This window comes from Kitasatospora sp. NPDC007106 (assembly GCF_040634455.1).
In the GTDB taxonomy this organism is placed as follows: Bacteria; Actinomycetota; Actinomycetes; order Streptomycetales; family Streptomycetaceae; genus Kitasatospora; species Kitasatospora arboriphila.
This window is the reverse complement of record NZ_JBEYFP010000017.1, coordinates 1-16,884: the sequence shown is the minus strand read 5'-3', so window position 1 is coordinate 16,884 and position 16,884 is coordinate 1. Positions and strand designations below refer to the sequence as shown.

Sequence of the window (16,884 nt, the reverse complement as noted above, 5' to 3'; positions counted from 1 at the left end):
GTCCCCCGGCTCAGCTGGTGCGCTTGCCGTCGAAGCGGCGCATGCGCTCGAGGACGGAGTCGGCGGTCGGGGAGTGCATCTCGTCGACGATCCGGCCGTCGGCGAGGAACAGCACGCGGTCCGCGTATCCGGCGGCGACCGGGTCGTGGGTGACCATGACGATGGTCTGGCCCAGCTCGTCGACCGAGCGGCGCAGGAAGGTGAGCACCTCGGCGCCGGAGCGGGAGTCGAGGTTGCCGGTGGGCTCGTCACCGAAGATGATCTCGGGCCGGGCGGCGAGGGCGCGGGCGACCGCGACGCGCTGCTGCTGGCCGCCGGAGAGCTGGGTCGGCCGGTGCTTGAGGCGCCCGGCGAGGCCGACCGTCTCGATGACCTGGTCGAGCCAGGCGGCGTCGGGCTTGCGGCCGGCGATGTCCATCGGGAGCGTGATGTTCTCCAGGGCGTTCAGCGTGGGCAGCAGGTTGAACGCCTGGAAGATGAAGCCGATCTTGTCCCGGCGGAGCCGGGTGAGCTGCTTGTCCTTGAGGCCGGTGATCTCGGCGTCGCCGATCCAGATGCGCCCCTCGGTGACCGTGTCGAGGCCGGCGAGGCAGTGCATCAGGGTCGACTTGCCGGAGCCCGAGGGGCCCATGATCGCGGTGAACCGTCCGCGGTGGATGTCCACGTCGACGGCGTCGAGGGCCGTGACCCGGGTCTCCCCGGCGCCGTAGGCCTTGGTCACCTGGCGTGCGGAGGCGGCGAAGGCGCCCTGCCCGCCCGGCGTCTGGTGGTCATGCACGGCTTTGGCTGCCGTCGTCACTGGGTTCTCCTCGGTACGTCGTCCACCCGTTGCCCCACAGCCTGCCAAGGGCCGCCGGTGCTGCGACATGGTGCAGGCAGCCGTCTTGGAGGTGGGGCCAGCACCACCCCGGAAGGAGGAGCAGGCTGTAGGAACCACGTTAGGAGCGGGCGGGAACCGTCTCGTCCTCCGTCGGGAGGAAGCCGGTTGACCGGGAGATGTACGGGGTGCGGCCGCCCTCCCCCTAGGGGACCGCACCCCCGGTACCAGGGTCAGCCGGCGGCGACGAGTTCCCCGGTCCGCACGAGCGCCGCGGCGAAGGTGTCGACCACCGGCGTGAGCTGCAGTTCCGTCTCCGGTTCGAGGGCGGTGGTGCCGTCCTCCCGGGTGGTGACGTGGCGGTCCAGGACGAACCAGCCCTGGGTGATGTGGCCGGCGCCCATCGAGCTGAGCACCGGGCGCAGCGCGTAGTCCACCGCGAGGACGTGGGCAGGCGAGCCGCCGGTGGCGAGCGGCAGGACGGCCTTGCCGCGCAGCGCGTACTGCGGGAGGACGTCGAGCAGGGTCTTGAGCAGTCCGGAGTAGGCGGCCTTGTAGACGGGGGTGCCGATGACGATGCCGTCGGCCTCGGCGAACAGCTCCAGTGCCCGGGCTATCGCGGGGTCGGAGGTGTCGGCGGAGAGCAGGGCCTCGGCGGGCAGGCTGCGGACCTCGAAGGGGACGACCTCGTGGCCGTGTGCGGTGAGCAGGGTGTCGACGTGGCGGAGCAGCCGGGTGGTGCGGGAGGTCGGCGACGGGGAGCCGGAGACGGACAGGACGGTGGCCATGGGTTCACCTCGGGTCGTGGCGGGCCGCTCGGCGGGCGGGTGCCCGGGAAGGCTGCGGCGGGGCCGCGGTGGGGGCGCGGCGGGGATCGGAAGCGGTACGGCACGGCGCGTCCGGGCCTGGGGAGGCCGGGCGGGCGGTGCGGGCACGGGGTGTCGGCGAACGGTCAGCCACGACAGAGCGAGCGGGCCACGCGCAGCAGGTCGACGTGCCGCCGACGCGTGAGGATCCTTCGCTGTCCCATGGCGACGATGCAAGCACGGGCCGTTTCGGCCGGTCAAGGTTGGTTCCAGCAGGTGAACATTCCGCCGATCCGTCCGCGCCGTGCATCAAATCGGATACAAGGGGCTCCGGGGCGGGGGCCGGACAACTGCGGCGTGCCGGTTTCGGGCATCCTCTCCCACATGAACACGTGGCAGGAGGACCGCCCGGGGGGCGGGGGCGCGTACGGGCAGGGCAACGGCGGGTACCGCCAGGGCGGTGCGGCCGCCGAGCCGCCGCTGCCGCCGGAGCTCAACCCGCGCGGTGCCGGTGCGGGGGCGCCGGGCGGTGTCCAGGGGGGTGCCCAGGGGGGCCACGGCGGGTACGGCGGTCCGGCCGTGCCGCCGCAGCAGCAGGGCTACGGCCGACCGCCGCAGCAGGACCGCGGGCAGGGGGTGCCGCAGCAGCCCGGTCACGGCCGACCGGCGGGTCCCGGTGCACCCGGCGCGCCCGTCCGGCCCGGCGGCCCGGGCGGCCCGGGGCCGGACGCGCCGGCCGCGGCCCCGCGCTGGCCGCGCAGCCGGAAGATCAAGGTCGGTGCGCTGGCGCTGGTCGGCGCGCTGCTGGTGACCGGGATCGGCACCTACGTGTGGGCCGACTCCAAGCTGAACCACGAGAACGTGCTGGCCCCGTACGACAACCGTCCGGCGGCGGGCAAGGGCACCAACTGGCTGATCGTGGGTTCGGACAGCCGGGAGGGCCTGTCGGACGCCGACGAGGACGCGCTGCACACCGGCTCGGCGCAGGGCAAGCGCAGCGACTCGATGATGCTGCTGCACATCGGCGACAACGGGAACACCCTGATGTCGATCCCGCGCGACTCCTGGGTGACCATCCCGGCGCACCTGGACACCAGCGGCAGCGGCAAGACCGTCCCGCAGGCGACGTCGAAGATCAACGCGGCCTTCGCGCGCGGCGGCGGCCGGCTGCTGGTGCAGACGGTGGAGACCAACACCGGGGTGCACATCGACCACTACGCGGAGATCGGTTTCGCCGGCTTCGTCGGGATCGTCGACTCGGTCGGCGGTGTGGACATGTGCATCGACCAGGCCGTCAAGGACCGGGACTCCGGCCTCGACCTGAAGGCCGGCTGCCAGACCCTGAGCGGCAAGCAGTCGCTCGCCTTCGTCCGCCAGCGGCACCAGATGGCCGACCAGGACCTCGGCCGGATGCGCAACCAGCAGAAGTTCCTGAGCGCGCTGGCGAGCCAGGCCGCCTCCCCGGCGACCCTGCTGAACCCGTTCACCTTCTACCCGATGGTGAGCTCGGGCCTGGGCACCCTGATCGTGGACGAGGACGCCGGCCTGACCGACCTCGGCTCGCTCTTCCTGGCCATGAAGGGCGTCTCCGGCGGTGACGGCAAGTCCATCACGGTGCCGATCGGCAACCCGGACTTCCGCACCCCGACCGGCGAGTCGGCGGTCAAGTGGGACGCGACCAAGTCCAAGCAGGTCTTCGACGCCTTCAAGAACGACACCCCGGTGCCGGACCTGAAGAAGTAGGCGCACCACAGCGCAGTTGCGGCGCCCGTGCGGGGTCGCGCGCCGTCCTGGGGACGGTGCGCGGCCCCGCACGCCGGTTTCGGGGACGCTGCGTCGCCGCTCCGTCACAATGTGCCGCATGTCTCTGGTGACGTCCTTGATCTACCGCCGCCGCCACCCGCTGCTGGGCCGCCTCGTCCAGGAGGCCCTGGCGCTGTACGGGATGGAGGTGCCGGCCGCGGTGGAGATCGGGCCGGGGCTGGCGGTGTTCCACCGCGGCTTCGGCACGGTGCTGCACCCGTACACCACGATCGGCGCCGGGGTGACGCTCTACAACGGGGTCACCGTGGGCCGGGCCGACCCGTGGGTGCCGCAGGAGAGCAGCGCGATGCGGCGGGTGGTGCTGGAGGACGGCGTGGTGGTCTGCGCCGGGGCGCGGATCGTCTGCAAGGAGGGCGTGCTGACGGTGGGCGCCGGGACGATCGTCGGCGCCAACGCGGTGCTGACCCGCTCCACCGGGCGCGGGGAGATCTGGGCCGGCATCCCGGCGCGCTGCATCGGCCTGCGCGAGCGGCCCGGAGCGGACGGGCCCGGGACGCCGGGGACCGGGGCGGAGCGGCCCGGAACGCCGCAGGTCCCCCGTCCGGCGGGCGGGCGGCTCGCCTGACGGGGGACCTGTCGGGGCCCGGGGGCCTACGGGAGGTTGCGGGCCATGACGATGCGCTGGACCTGGTTGGTGCCCTCGTAGATCTGGGTGATCTTGGCGTCGCGCATCATCCGCTCGACCGGGTAGTCGCGGGTGTAGCCGTAGCCGCCGAGCAGCTGGACGGCGTCGGTGGTGATCTCCATCGCGACGTCGGAGGCGAAGCACTTGGCGGCGGCGCCGAAGAACGTCAGGTCGCCGTCCGTGCGCTGGGACTTCGCGGCGGCGGCGTAGGTGAGCTGCCGGGCGGCCTCCAGCTTCATCGCCATGTCGGCGAGCATGAACTGCACGCCCTGGAACTCGGCGATGGCCTTGCCGAACTGCTTGCGCTCCTGGACGTAGCCCTTGGCGTAGTCGAGGGCGCCCTGGGCGATGCCGATCGCCTGGGCGGCGATGGTGACCCGGGTGTGGTCGAGGGTCTTCATCGCGGTGGCGAAGCCGGTGCCCTCGGCGCCGATCATCCGGTCGGCGGGGATCCGCACGTTGTCGAAGTAGACCTCGCGGGTCGGCGAGCCCTTGATGCCGAGCTTCTTCTCCGGGGCGCCGAAGGAGACGCCCTCGTCGCCCTTCTCGACCACGAACGCGGAGATGCCCTTGGAGCGCTTCTCCGGGTCGGTGACGGCCATCACGGTGTAGAACTCGGAGACGCCGGCGTTGGTGATCCACCGCTTGACGCCGTTGAGGACCCAGAAGTCGCCGTCGCGCACCGCGCGGGTCTTCATGCCGGCCGCGTCCGAGCCGGCCTCCGGCTCGGACAGGCAGTAGGAGAACATGCCCTCGCCGCGGGCCAGCGCGCCGAGGTACTTGGCCTTCAGCTCCTCGGAGCCGGACAGCTGGACGGGCAGCGAGCCGAGCTTGTTGACCGCGGGGATCAGCGAGGAGGAGGCGCAGACCCGGGCGACCTCCTCGATCACGATCACGGTGGCCAGCGCGTCCGCGCCGGCGCCGCCGTACTCCTCGGGCACGTGCACCGCGTGCAGGTCGTTGCCCTGCAGCGCCTCCAGCGCCTCGCTCGGGAAACGGCCCTGCTCGTCGACCTCGGCCGCGAACGGGGCGATCTTCGCCTCGGCCAGCGACCGCACCGCGTCACGGAGCATGTCGTGCTCCTCGGCCAACCGGAAGAGGTCGAAATCCGCTCCGGAATTGCCCGCCATCTGCCTCGCCCCTAGCGTGGTTAGTTACCGTTAAGTAGCTGTATCACCACTCATTCTAGGCGCGCACCGCGATCCCCCGGCAGCGTGACATGCACAACAGGCGGCCGCCGCACGGCTCACCGCACGCTGTCGCCGAGGGTGTCGCTGGTGGTGCTGTGCTCGGCCAGGTACTGGTCCATGCGGTCGTTGCGGACCGCCTCCCAGAGCGTGGTCGCGGCCGCCCGGTCGAGCAGCACCACGGACTGCCCGTCCACGCTGTCGAAGCCGCCGAAAGGCGCGTTCATGAAGCGCACGCCGTCCGGGCGCAGCCCGCGCAGGCTCCAGGCGAGCTCGTAGAGGTCGGTGTTGGTGAGCCGGTCGTCCACGCTGACCACCTCTCCGACGGCCTGCAGCAGGCCGGTGAGCCGGGCCGGGCTGCCGAGGGTGCCGGCGTCCATGGTCTGGATCATCAGGGCGCGCAGGAAGTTCTGCTGGCGCTTGCTGCGGTCCAGGTCCCCGTTGGGCAGTCCGTACCGCTCGCGGACGTAGAGCAGTGCCTGCGCGCCGTCCATGTGGTGGGTGCCGGCGTCCCACTGGCGGGCCTCGCCGCGGCCCTCGATGGTCTGCGGAACGGTGATGTCGACGCCGCCGACCGCGTCGGTCAGCGCCCGGAAGCCGTTCCAGTCGATCACCGCGATGTGGTCGATCCGGATGCCGGTGAGGTTCTGCACCGTCTCGACCATCAGTGACGGGCCGCCCCAGGAGTAGGCCGCGTTGATCTTCGCCTTCCCGTGGCCGGGGACGTCCACCAGGGTGTCGCGGGCGAGCGAGATGATCGACGCGCTCCTCCGGTCGGCCGCTATGTGCAGCAGCATCATGGTGTCGCTGCGCTGCGCGCCGGCCTTCCAGGCGGGCGCCTTCGCCTCCTTGCCGGTGGTGGCCACGTCGGAGCGGGCGTCCAGGCCGACCAGCAGGAAGGTGGTGCCGGCGTTCGGCACGGCCGCCGGCTGCCCGTCGACCGGCAGGGTGGGGAAGGCCCCGGGGATCCGGTCCACCGAGGACGCGTAGTGGTCCACCGTCCAGTAGGCGGCGCCCGCCCCGCCGAACAGCAGGCCGAGCAGCGCCACCAGCGTCCAGCCCAGCACCCGGCGGGTACGGCGCCTGCGCCGGTCCTCGCCGTCCCCGGACGGCGGGGCGCCGTCGGCGGCCCCCTCGTCCCCGTCCCCGTCGTCCGCCCCGTCCGCCCGCACGCCCTCGAAGAGGCTCAGCGGTGCCGGGCGCTCCCCCGCCGCTTCGTCGCGCTCCCTCGCTGCCATGCGCGCATTGTGCCGCCCTGCGCGCCCCCGCGGGCCCGGGTCGGGATTTCGGCAACCGCGCCGTTATCGACGGGGTTCGCCGCGAGCCCGGCCCCGGCTACCATCAGTGGCTGCGGCCGCCGGTCACCCCGGGCGGCCCGGCAACCTGGACTGAAGGGGAAGCACGTGGCCCTCCGCATCACGGTGATCGGCACCGGTTACCTCGGCGCGACGCACGCCGCCTGCATGGCGGAGCTCGGCTTCGAGGTGCTCGGCCTGGACATCGACCCGGAGAAGATAGCGTCGCTCGCCGCGGGCCGGGTGCCGATGTACGAGCCGGGCCTCGCCGAGCTGCTGGTCAAGCACGTGCCCGGCCACGAGGGCTCGACCGGCCGGCTGCGCTTCACCACCTCGTACGAGGAGGTGGCCGAGTTCGGCGACGTCCACTTCATCTGCACCAACACCCCGCAGAAGAAGGGCGAGTTCGCCGCCGACATGAGCTATGTCGACAGCGCCCTCGACTCGCTGGCCGTCCACCTGACCCGGCCGACCCTGGTGGTCGGCAAGTCGACCGTGCCGGTCGGCAGCGCGAGCCGGCTGGCCGAGCGGCTGGCCGCCCTGGCGCCGGTCGGCGAGCAGGCCGAGCTGGCCTGGAACCCGGAGTTCCTCCGGGAGGGCTTCGCGGTCGGCGACACCCTGCACCCGGACCGGCTGGTGGTCGGCGTGCGCAGCGAGCGCGCCGAGCAGCTGCTGCGCGAGGTGTACGCGACGCCGGTCTCCGAGGGCGTGCCCTTCGTGGTGACCGACTTCCCGACGGCCGAGCTGGTCAAGGCCGCCGCGAACTCCTTCCTGGCCACCAAGATCTCGTTCATCAACGCGATGGCCGAGGTCTGCGAGTCGGCCGGCGCGGACGTCGTCCAGCTGTCCAAGGCGCTCTCCTACGACGCCAGGATCGGCGGCAGGTTCCTCAACGCCGGCCTCGGCTTCGGCGGCGGCTGCCTGCCCAAGGACATCCGGGCGTTCATGGCCCGGGCCGGCGAGCTGGGCGCGGACCAGGCGCTGACCTTCCTGCGCGAGGTCGACTCGATCAACATGCGGCGCCGCTCGCGGATGGTCGAGCTCGCCCGCGAGCAGTGCGGCGGCGGCTTCCTGGGCCGCCGGGTGGCCGTGCTCGGCGCGGCCTTCAAGCCGAACTCGGACGACATCCGGGACTCCCCCGCGCTGAACGTCGCCGGGCAGATCCAACTGCAGGGCGCCCAGGTCACCGTGTACGACCCCAAGGCGATGGACAACGCCCGCAAGATGTTCCCCAGCCTGTCCTACGCGGACTCCGCACTGGAGGCCGTTCAGGGCGCCCACGTGGTGCTGCACCTGACGGAGTGGCAGGAGTTCCGCGAGCTCGACCCTGCGGAGGCCGGCGCGCTGGTCGCCGAGCGGCGGATCCTGGACGGCCGGAACGTGCTGGACGCGGCCGCCTGGCGGGCCGCCGGCTGGACCTACCGGGCGATGGGCCGGCCCGGCGCGGAATGACCGCGGCCCGGCACGGGTTGTCCCCGGCATGACGTACGGAGACGAGGCGACGGTCCGCAGGATCCTCCGGGAGTCCGGCGACACCTGGGCGGTGGTCGGCCTGTCCACCAACACCCGGCGGGCGGCGTACGGCGTCGCCCGGGTGCTGCAGCGGGCCGGCAAGCGCGTGGTGCCGGTGCACCCGAAGGCCGAGACGGTGCTCGGCGAGCAGGGCTACGCCACGCTCGCCGACATCCCCTTCCCGGTCGACGTGGTCGACGTGTTCGTGAACAGCGGCCTGGCCGGCGAGGTCGCCGACCAGGCCGTCGCGGTGGGCGCCAAGGCGGTCTGGTTCCAGCTGGACGTGGTGGACGAGGCCGCCTGGGAGCGGACCAGGGCCGCCGGGCTCGACATGGTCATGGACAAGTGCCCGGCCATCGAGCTGCCGCTGCTCTGACCCGCCGCCCCCGGCGGCCGTTCCGCTACTCCACCGGCACCGCGATGTCGCAGACCGGCTCGCCGTCCGCGGCGGCGGCCCAGTCCGCGAAGTAGACCTCGCGCGGGGCCGACACCACGGTGCGGTCCTCGGCCTTCGCCCACTCGAAGACCGCGTCGTAGGCCGACAGGATCTGCGGGTAGGCCACCTGCGCCTTGGTGATGGTGGTGTACGCCTCGCGGTGCGCCGGCTCCGTCCGGTGCGCGTGCGCGACGCCGTCCGCCTGCGCGGCGGCGATCGGCACGCAGACCTCGACCGGCCCGTCGCTGTCCTCGCTGACCTCGCCGTGGTAGACCACGAACGGCGCCGCGGCGACCCCGCCGTACTCCCCCGCGGCCGCGACCAGCCGCCCGGTCGCCTCGGGGATCCACACCGGCAGGTCCTCCGGCCGGGCGTGCCGCTGCTCGGTGAGCACCAGCTGCTCCGGGACCTCGCGCTCCTCGATCCGGTACATGTCCGATCTCCCTTCGTCTCCTGCCAGTCGGATGCGGAGGTGCGAAGCCAGCTCGCGCTGCGCCGCGATCCGGTGCTCGACCGACTCCCAGTACGCGGCCACCAGTTCGGCGGCCCGCGGCCCGGGCGCGGCCAGCACCTCGGCCACGGTCGCGAGCGGCATGTCCAGCCCGCGCAGCCGGACGATCAGCCGGGCCGCCTGCAGCCGGTCCTCCCGGTAGTACCGGTAGCCGGTGACCGGGTCGACCCGGTCGGGCGGCAGCAGGCCCTGCCGGTCGTACAGCCGCAGCGCCTTGGCCGAGAGCCGGGCGCGGCGGGCGAACGCGCCGATGCCGAGCAGTGCTTCGTCCTCCACGTCGTCCACGCTCCCGTCTGCCCCAGGGGCAAGGTCAACCCCGGCCGTCCAACTGCTCCCGGGTGGCGATGGACGGGCCGCGGACGGCCTGCAGCCGACGGGCCGCCGTCTCCGCCCCGCGCAGCACCCGGACGGCGTTGTGCCAGGTCAGCTTGGACAGGTCGGCCTCGGACCAGCCGCGGCCGAGGAGTTCGGCGATCAGGTTCGGGTAGCCGGCGACGTCGTCCAGCCCGGCCGGGACGAAGGCGGTGCCGTCGAAGTCGCCGCCGATGCCGATGTGGTCGATCCCGGCGACCTCCCGCATGTGGTCGAGGTGGTCGGCGACCGTGGCCGGGGTGGCCACCGGCCGCGGGTGGGCGGCCTCGTAGGCGCGCTGGCAGTCCATCGCGGCGGGCGTGGTCTCCAGTGCGTGGAAGCCGTGCGCGCGCATGTTCTCGTCCGCGGCCAGCGTCCACTCGATCGCGGCGGGCAGCACGAACTTCGGCACGAAGGTGGCCATCGCCAGGCCGCCGTTGGCGGGCAGCGCGGCGAGCACGTCGTCCGGGACGTTGCGCGGGTGGTCGCAGACGGCGCGCGCGGAGGAGTGCGAGAAGATCACCGGCGCCTCGGAGACCCGGAGCGCGTCCCGCATGGTGTCGGCGGAGGTGTGCGAGAGGTCGACCAGCATGCCGAGCCGGTTCATCTCGCGGACGACCTCCTCGCCGAAGGCGGTCAGGCCGCCCGCGGCCGGCAGGTCGGTGGCGGAGTCCGCCCACGGCACGTTGTCGTTGTGGGTGAGCGTCAGGTACCGCACGCCCAGGGTGTGCAGGGCGCGCAGGGTGGCCAGCGAGCTGTCGATCGAATGCCCGCCCTCGGCGCCCATCAGCGAGGCGATCCGGCCCTCGGCGCGGGCCGCCTCCATGTCGTCCGCGGTCAGCGCGAGGCGCAGCACCCCGGGGTAGCGCGCGGTCAGGGCGTGCACGAAGTCGATCTGCTCCAGGGTGGCGCTGACCGCCCGGTCGCCGGCGAAGTCGCTGCGCACGTACACCGACCAGAACTGCGCACCGACCCCGCCGGCGCGGAGCCGGCCGAGGTCGGTGTGCAGGCGGGCGCTCTGGTCGGCCGCCAGGTCGAGCGCGTCCAGGTCGTAGCCGACCTGGGAGCGCATCGCCCAGGGGAGGTCGTTGTGCCCGTCCACCACGGGGGTGTCGCGGAGCACGGCGCGGGCGCGGGCGAGCAGTTCAGGGGTCATCCCCCCGTTCTACACCGGCGCGCCCGCCCGGCCCGGGCGATCGGCCCGGGCCGGTCGAGGGGCTCAGCCCTGGTTGCCGCCCGCGCGGGCGCGGAGCTTCTTGCCCTTCTCGGTGGCCTGGGCGTTCAGCTCGGCCTGGAAGTCCACCATCCGCTCGGCGAGCTCCGGGTCGAAGGCGGCGAGCATCCGCACGGCCAGCAGGCCGGCGTTGCGGGCGCCGGCGATCGACACGGTGGCCACCGGTACGCCGGCGGGCATCTGCACGATCGACATCAGGCTGTCCATGCCGTCCAGGTACTTCAGCGGCACCGGGACGCCGATGACCGGCAGCGGCGTGACGGAGGCCAGCATGCCGGGGAGGTGGGCGGCGCCGCCGGCCCCGGCGATGATCGCCTTCAGCCCGCGGGCGTGCGCCTGCTCGCCGTACGCCACCATCTCGCGCGGCATGCGGTGGGCGGAGACGACGTCCACCTCGAAGGGGACCTCGAACTCGGCCAGCGCCTGCGCGGCGGCCTCCATCACGGGCCAGTCGGAGTCCGAGCCCATGACGATGCCGACGAGCGGAGCCTCGGGGTTGGTCATTCGGTGATCGTCCCTCGCAGGTAGGCGGCCGCGTGGCGGGCGCGCTCACGGACGTCGTCGAGGTCGTCCCCGACGACGTTGACGTGGCCGACCTTGCGGCCCGGCTTCACGTCCTTGCCGTACATGTGGATCTTGAGGCCGGGGTCGCGGGCCATGCAGTGCAGGAAGGCGTGGTACATGTCCGGGTAGTCGCCGCCGAGCACGTTGACCATGACCGTCCACGGGGCGCGCGGGCGCGGGTCGCCGAGCGGCAGGTCGAGGACGGCCCGCAGGTGGTTCTCGAACTGCGAGGTGACCGAGCCGTCCTGGGACCAGTGGCCGGAGTTGTGCGGGCGCATCGCCAGCTCGTTGACGAGGATGCGGCCGTCCCGGGTCTGGAACAGCTCCACCGCGAGGTGGCCGGTGATGTCCAGCTCGCCGGCGATCCGCAGCGCGAGCTGCTGGGCCTCGGCGGCGAGCTCCGGGGCGAGGTCCGGCGCGGGCGCGGTGACCTCGGCGCAGACGCCGTTCTCCTGGATGCTCTCCACCACCGGGTAGGCGACGGCCTGGCCGCTGGGCGAGCGGACGACGTTCGCGGCCAGCTCGCGCAGGAAGTCGACCTTCTCCTCGGCCAGCACCGGAACGCCGGCCAGGAACGGCGCGGCGGCCTCGGCCTCGTCGGCGACGACCCAGACGCCCTTGCCGTCGTAGCCGCCGCGGACGGTCTTCAGGACGACCGGGTAGCCGGCGCCCTCCTCTGCGAAGGCGGTCACGTCGGCCGGGTCGGCGACGATCCGGTGGCGCGGGCAGGGCACGCCGATCGAGTCCAGCTTCGCCCGCATCACGCCCTTGTCCTGGGCGTTCACCAGGGCGTCCGGGCCGGGCCGGACGGCCACGCCGTCGGCCTGCAACGCCCGCAGGTGCTCGGTCGGCACGTGCTCGTGGTCGAAGGTGATCACGTCGCAGCCGGCGGCGAAGCGTCGCAGCGTCTCCAGGTCCCGGTAGTCACCGAGGACCACGTCGGACACCACCTGCGCCGCGGAGTCCTGGGGGGTGTCGGCGAGGAGCCGGAAACGGATGCCGAGCGGGATGCCGGCCTGGTGCGCCATGCGCGCCAGCTGTCCGCCACCGATCACGCCGACCACTGGAAATTTTGCACTGCCCGCGAAAGTCACGCTGCCCAGGATATCCGGGCCGGTCGGAGCCGGTGCACCGGTGGTTCACCGGGAGACGGGAGGGCGACCGGGCGCCGATGGGGCCCGTGGGAGCGAGTAGCCTGGTGGCCCGGGCCTTCGCCACGCACGTGCGTACACGAGGCGCCCCTTCGCGCTGCGCCCGCGCGGGCACCGCTCGTCCTCCCGTACGTCACTCAGGAGACACCCGGATGACCACGACCACCGCGACCCAGCCTTCGTTGGTGCAGCGCCTGCGCGGCATGTCCGGCGAGATGATCAAGTTCGGCGTCGTCGGGCTGAGCGGCGTGGTGGTCAACTTCCTGGTCTTCTGGGTCTGCATCAACGGGCTGAACCTCGCCTCGCTGCGCTCCAACGTGGCGGCGACCCTGGTGGCCATCGCCACCAACTACCTCGGCTACCGGTACTGGCTCTACAAGGACCGCGACGCGGCCTCCCGCAAGCGCGAGATCACGCTCTTCCTGGTGTTCAGCGGCGCCGGCATGCTGATCGAGACCGGTGTGCTCGGCTTCTCGGTCTACGCGCTGGGCCTGAACACGCACATGGAGCAGGTCGCCGCCAAGGTGGCCGGTCTGGCGGTCGGCACGGTCTTCCGCTTCGTCTCCTACCGCACCTGGGTGTTCAAGGCGATGCCGGAGCTGGCCGAGCCCGAGGCCGCGGCCGAGCCCGAGGTGGTCACCGAGGCCGAACTGCTGCTGGCCGCCGAGGAACCGCACTACGCGAAGTGACGCCCGGCCGGGCCGCGCTCAGCGCCGCGGCTCGACGGCGTCCTCGTCCCGGCCGCTGCCGAGGAAGAGCGCGAACACCGGGGGCCTGAGCGAGAGCAGCTCCAGGCGGGCGCCGTCCGCCTCCGCGAGGTCGCGGGCGACGGCCAGGCCGATGCCGGTGGAGTTGCGTCCGCTGACCGCCCGCTCGAAGACCCGGTTGCCGAGCTCGGGCGGGACGCCCGGACCCTCGTCCTGCACCTCGGCCACGACCGACGAGCCGGTGCGGCGGACCCGCAGGGTGATGTCGCCGCCGCCGTGCATCAGCGAGTTCTCGATCAGCGTGGCCATCACCTGGGCCACCGTGCCGGGCGTGCCGACCACCGTGGTGCCGCGCATGCCCTCCATCAGCAGCCGGCGGCCGGCCGCCCGCAGCGGGGCGCTCCACTCCTCGACCTGCTGCTTGAGCACCTCGTCGAGGTCGAAGGTGACGGCGGTCGGGCTGGCCGGGTCCCGCTGGTTGGTGAGCAGCCGCTGCACGACGTCGGTGAGCCGCTCCACCTGCTGGAGGGCGATCGTCGCCTCCTCCTTGACGGTGTCCGGCTCCTCGGCGAGCGCGGTGATCTCCTCCAGCCGCATGGACAGCGCGGTGAGCGGGGTGCGGAGCTGGTGCGAGGCGTCGGCGGCGAGCCGGCGCTCGGCGGTGAGCATCCGGGCGATCCGCACCGCGCTGACGTCCAGCACCTCGGCGATCCGGTCGAGTTCGGGCACGCCGTAGCGGCGGTCGCGGGGGCGGGGGTCACCGGACCCGAGGCGCTCGGCGGTCTCGGCGAGTTCGGTGAGCGGGCGGGCCAGGCGCTTGGCCTGCCAGACCGCGAGGGCCACCGCGGCCTGGACGGCGAGCAGGGCGACCACGCCGAGCAGCAGCAGCATGTTGCCGATCTCGTGGTCGACGTCCTCGCGGGACTGCTGGACGGTCACCGTCTCCCCGCTGGCGCCCTCCTCGGTGGCGGTCAGCGCCGGACCGTCGACCGGGCGGCCGGCCGCGATCAGCGGCTGCCCGGGGATGTCGACGGTGACGAAGGAGCCGTCGGTGACCTGGGCGGCGAACTTCTCGCCGGTCACCGGCTCGCCCGCGGCGAGCCGGTTCTCGACCAGGCCGAGGACCCGGACGGCGGCGGCGTCGACCCGGTCCTCGGCGGCGTTGACGATGCTCTGCTTCTCGATGAGCGCCAGCGGGACGCAGAACACCGCGACCACCACCAGGACGACGCCCAGCAGCGAGTTGATCATTCTGCGCTTCACGCCGGGGAACGCCTTCGCTCGGGTCGGTGGTTCGGGTGCTGCCGAGGTACGGCCGGGGTCAGTTCTTCTCGAACCGGAAGCCGACGCCGCGGACGGTGGCGATGTAGCGCGGGTTCGCGGCGTCGTCGCCGAGCTTCTTGCGCAGCCAGGAGATGTGCATGTCCAGGGTCTTGGTGGACGTCCACCAGGTGGTGTCCCAGACCTGGCGCATGATCTCCTCGCGGGTGACCACCCGGCCGGCGTCCCGCACCAGGACCCGCAGCAGCTCGAACTCCTTGGCGGAGAGGGTGAGCTCCTCCTCGCCGAGCCAGGCGCGGTGCGACTCGATGTCGATCTTGACGCCGTGGGCGCCGGTGGTGAGCTGGTCCACGTTGCCGCGGCGCAGCAGCGCCCGGACGCGGGCCAGCAGCTCGGCCAGCCGGAAGGGCTTGGTGACGTAGTCGTCGGCGCCGGCGTCGAGGCCGACCACCGTGTCCACCTCGTCGGCCCGGGCGGTGAGCACCAGCACGGGGCAGCTGCGGCCGTCGGCACGCAGTCTGCGGCAGACCTCCAGGCCGTCCATCTCGGGCAGGCCGAGGTCCAGGACGATCAGGTCGACGTCCTCGGCGAGGCCCGCGGCCAGCGCGGCCGGCCCGTCCTCGCGCACGAGCACGTCGTACCCCTCGCGACGGAGCGCGCGGGCCAGCGGTTCGGAGATTGCCGGGTCGTCCTCGGCCAGCAGCACACAGGTCATGGGGGTGATGGTAGTCCGCTCCGGTGATCGCAAGGCGCTGTGAACTGTTTCACAGAGCCGTGATCGTTACCTTTGGCCCGCCATGTCCGCGCCGAGAACCGCTTCGGAGGGTGACAATCGGAGATTCTGTCATTCGATCTTCGTTTCGAAGGAAGATTTTCCGAGTTACCATCGAATGGACGACCTGTAGTCGCGGGGACTTTACTCGGACAATACCGACGCCCGTGCACTTGTCATCAAATGTCATGCCATCGCCCCCGTACAGTGGTCCGGTCCCCGCCCGCCAACACCCCTCGGCGGACGAACACAGGCAAGGAACCCACCACACATGGCGACTACCACCCTGGACGCCGGCATCCGCCAGGCCCCTCCCAGTGGCAAGACCTTCTTCGGGCACCCCCGAGGGCTCGCCACCCTCTTCATGACCGAGATGTGGGAGCGCTTCAGCTTCTACGGCATGCGTGCCCTGCTGGTGCTCTACATGACGGCCGCCACCACCGAGGGCGGCCTCGGCATGAAGATCGCCGTGGCCACGGCGGTCTACAGCGTCTACAACGCGATGGTGTACCTGCTCGCCCTGCCGGGCGGCTGGATCGCCGACCGCTTCCTCGGCGCCCGCAAGACCGTGGCGCTCGGCGGCACGATCATCATGATCGGCCACTTCCTGCTGGCCGTGCCGTTCCCGGCCTCGTTCTTCACCGGCCTCGGCTTCATCGCGCTCGGCTCCGGCCTGCTCAAGGCCAACATCTCGACGATGGTCGGCCACCTGTACGACGGCCCGAACGACCCGCGTCGCGACGGCGGCTTCACGATCTTCTACATGGGCATCAACCTCGGTGCCTTCGCCGCCCCGCTGGTCATCGGCACCGTCGGCCAGAGCGTCAACTGGCACCTGGGCTTCGCCCTCGCCGGCGTCGGCATGGCGCTCGGCCTCGGCCAGTTCCTGCTCGGCACCCGCCACCTGGCCGCCGCCAGCGACGTCGTGACCGCCCCGATGCCGGCCGACGAGAAGCGCGCGGTCCTCCGCAAGGCCGGCCTGTGGCTGGCCGTCGCGGTCGCGTTCTACGCCGTCGTCGTCCTGAGCGGCCGCTTCACCATCGACTGGGCGATCTGGCCGCTGTCGATCGCGGGCATCGCGATCCCGGTGTTCGTCTTCGCCCGGGTCAAGCGCGACAAGGACCTCGACGAGGCCGAGCAGTCCAAGATGAGCGGCTACATCTGGTTCTTCGTGGCCGCCGCCGTGTTCTGGATGATCTACGACCAGTCCGGCTCCACCCTGAGCGTCTTCGCCGACGACAGCACCGCCTCCACGCTGTTCGGGTTCGCGTTCCCGTCCAGCTGGTTCCAGTCGCTGAACCCGCTCTACATCATGGCGCTGGCCCCGGTCTTCGCCTGGCTCTGGGTGGCGCTCTCGCGCCGCGGCAAGAACCCCAGCACCACCATGAAGTTCGCCATCGGCCTGCTGATGATCGGCGCCTCCTTCCTGGTCATGATGCTGGCGATGGCCGCCGCCGCGGGCGGCGTCAAGGTCACCCCGCTGTGGCTGGCCGTGGTCTACCTGGTCCAGACGGTCGGCGAGCTGACCCTCTCCCCCGTCGGCCTCTCCGTCACCACCAAGCTGGCCCCGGCGAAGTACGCCAGCCAGATGATGGGCGTCTGGTTCCTCGCCGTCACCGCCGGTGACTGCGTGGCCGCCATCGTCCAGCTGGTGCTGGGCGACGCCACCGGCACCACCTGGTACTTCGCCGTCCAGGGCGTGGCCGCGATCGTCGCCGGCCTCGGCCTCGCGATGTACCGCAAGAAGGTCGTCCGCCTCATGGGCGACGTGCACTGACGCACCCGGCGCGACGCAGCGGCCCGGCACGGAC

Annotated in this window: 16 protein-coding genes; 6 read left to right on the top strand and 10 right to left on the bottom strand. The window is 72.4% G+C overall.

From position 1 onward, the window contains the following. Positions 1 to 10: 10 nt before the first annotated feature. Together ABZ641_RS03785 and ssuE are read right to left on the bottom strand one after the other, a co-directional pair. Entirely contained in the window at positions 11 to 799 is a 789-nt protein-coding gene (locus tag ABZ641_RS03785; protein ID WP_344622072.1) for an ABC transporter ATP-binding protein, read from the bottom strand. 251 nt (positions 800 to 1,050) lie between these two features. Further along, positions 1,051 to 1,605, bottom strand: coding sequence for an NADPH-dependent FMN reductase (gene ssuE / locus ABZ641_RS03780; RefSeq protein ID WP_344622073.1), 555 nt, complete (start codon positions 1,603 to 1,605; stop codon positions 1,051 to 1,053). 402 nt (positions 1,606 to 2,007) lie between these two features. Between ssuE and ABZ641_RS03775 the strand changes: the two genes are divergently transcribed. Together ABZ641_RS03775 and ABZ641_RS03770 are read left to right on the top strand one after the other, a co-directional pair. Further along, positions 2,008 to 3,366, top strand: a complete 1,359-nt coding sequence (locus tag ABZ641_RS03775; RefSeq protein WP_359978921.1) for an LCP family protein — start codon at positions 2,008 to 2,010, stop codon at positions 3,364 to 3,366. A 118-nt stretch (positions 3,367 to 3,484) separates the two neighbouring features. Beyond that, positions 3,485 to 4,012, top strand: coding sequence for a hypothetical protein (locus ABZ641_RS03770; protein WP_344622075.1), 528 nt, complete (start codon positions 3,485 to 3,487; stop codon positions 4,010 to 4,012). A 26-nt stretch (positions 4,013 to 4,038) separates the two neighbouring features. Here ABZ641_RS03770 and ABZ641_RS03765 read toward each other — a convergent pair whose 3' ends face one another. Beyond that, positions 4,039 to 5,202 (bottom strand): acyl-CoA dehydrogenase family protein, encoded by a 1,164-nt coding sequence (locus ABZ641_RS03765; RefSeq protein ID WP_344622076.1) that lies wholly within the window; start codon positions 5,200 to 5,202, stop codon positions 4,039 to 4,041. 116 nt (positions 5,203 to 5,318) lie between these two features. Beyond that, on the bottom strand, positions 5,319 to 6,497 hold the full coding sequence (locus ABZ641_RS03760; protein WP_359978918.1) for an LCP family protein: 1,179 nt from the start codon (positions 6,495 to 6,497) through the stop codon (positions 5,319 to 5,321). 165 nt (positions 6,498 to 6,662) lie between these two features. Between ABZ641_RS03760 and ABZ641_RS03755 the strand changes: the two genes are divergently transcribed. Together ABZ641_RS03755 and ABZ641_RS03750 are read left to right on the top strand one after the other, a co-directional pair. Next, positions 6,663 to 8,006 (top strand): UDP-glucose/GDP-mannose dehydrogenase family protein, encoded by a 1,344-nt coding sequence (locus ABZ641_RS03755; protein ID WP_344622078.1) that lies wholly within the window; start codon positions 6,663 to 6,665, stop codon positions 8,004 to 8,006. A gap of 28 nt (positions 8,007 to 8,034) precedes the next feature. Next, positions 8,035 to 8,442: a CoA-binding protein gene (locus ABZ641_RS03750; RefSeq protein WP_359978915.1), complete on the top strand. Its 408-nt coding sequence runs from the start codon at positions 8,035 to 8,037 to the stop codon at positions 8,440 to 8,442. A gap of 25 nt (positions 8,443 to 8,467) precedes the next feature. Here the strand turns inward: ABZ641_RS03750 and ABZ641_RS03745 are convergent, their stop codons facing one another. The 4 genes from ABZ641_RS03745 to ABZ641_RS03730 form a co-directional block, all read right to left on the bottom strand. After that, on the bottom strand, positions 8,468 to 9,298 hold the full coding sequence (locus ABZ641_RS03745) for a MerR family transcriptional regulator (RefSeq protein WP_344622080.1): 831 nt from the start codon (positions 9,296 to 9,298) through the stop codon (positions 8,468 to 8,470). Between the two features lie 25 nt (positions 9,299 to 9,323). Next, the gene (locus ABZ641_RS03740; RefSeq protein WP_359978913.1) at positions 9,324 to 10,520 is read right to left on the bottom strand and encodes a dipeptidase; all 1,197 of its coding nucleotides are present in this window, start codon (positions 10,518 to 10,520) and stop codon (positions 9,324 to 9,326) included. Between the two features lie 63 nt (positions 10,521 to 10,583). Further along, a complete protein-coding gene (purE, locus tag ABZ641_RS03735; RefSeq protein WP_344622082.1) occupies positions 10,584 to 11,102 on the bottom strand; it encodes a 5-(carboxyamino)imidazole ribonucleotide mutase in 519 nt (172 codons plus the stop codon). Next, positions 11,099 to 12,256 (bottom strand): 5-(carboxyamino)imidazole ribonucleotide synthase, encoded by a 1,158-nt coding sequence (locus tag ABZ641_RS03730; protein ID WP_344622083.1) that lies wholly within the window; start codon positions 12,254 to 12,256, stop codon positions 11,099 to 11,101. The genes purE and ABZ641_RS03730 overlap by 4 nt, the downstream gene beginning before the upstream one ends. Before the next feature lie 209 nt (positions 12,257 to 12,465). Here ABZ641_RS03730 and ABZ641_RS03725 point away from each other — a divergent pair, with 209 nt between their 5' ends. Beyond that, positions 12,466 to 13,002, top strand: coding sequence for a GtrA family protein (locus ABZ641_RS03725; protein ID WP_359978911.1), 537 nt, complete (start codon positions 12,466 to 12,468; stop codon positions 13,000 to 13,002). 18 nt (positions 13,003 to 13,020) lie between these two features. Here ABZ641_RS03725 and ABZ641_RS03720 read toward each other — a convergent pair whose 3' ends face one another. Both ABZ641_RS03720 and ABZ641_RS03715 read right to left on the bottom strand, forming a co-directional pair. After that, positions 13,021 to 14,283 carry an ATP-binding protein gene (locus tag ABZ641_RS03720; RefSeq protein WP_344622085.1) on the bottom strand — a complete coding sequence of 421 codons (1,263 nt, stop codon included), beginning with the start codon at positions 14,281 to 14,283 and terminating at the stop codon, positions 13,021 to 13,023. Positions 14,284 to 14,341: 58 nt separating this feature from the next. Continuing rightward, positions 14,342 to 15,016, bottom strand: coding sequence for a response regulator transcription factor (locus ABZ641_RS03715; protein ID WP_030263072.1), 675 nt, complete (start codon positions 15,014 to 15,016; stop codon positions 14,342 to 14,344). A 328-nt stretch (positions 15,017 to 15,344) separates the two neighbouring features. Between ABZ641_RS03715 and ABZ641_RS03710 the strand changes: the two genes are divergently transcribed. Then, on the top strand, positions 15,345 to 16,850 hold the full coding sequence (locus tag ABZ641_RS03710) for an oligopeptide:H+ symporter (protein WP_344622086.1): 1,506 nt from the start codon (positions 15,345 to 15,347) through the stop codon (positions 16,848 to 16,850). Positions 16,851 to 16,884 lie beyond the last annotated feature (34 nt).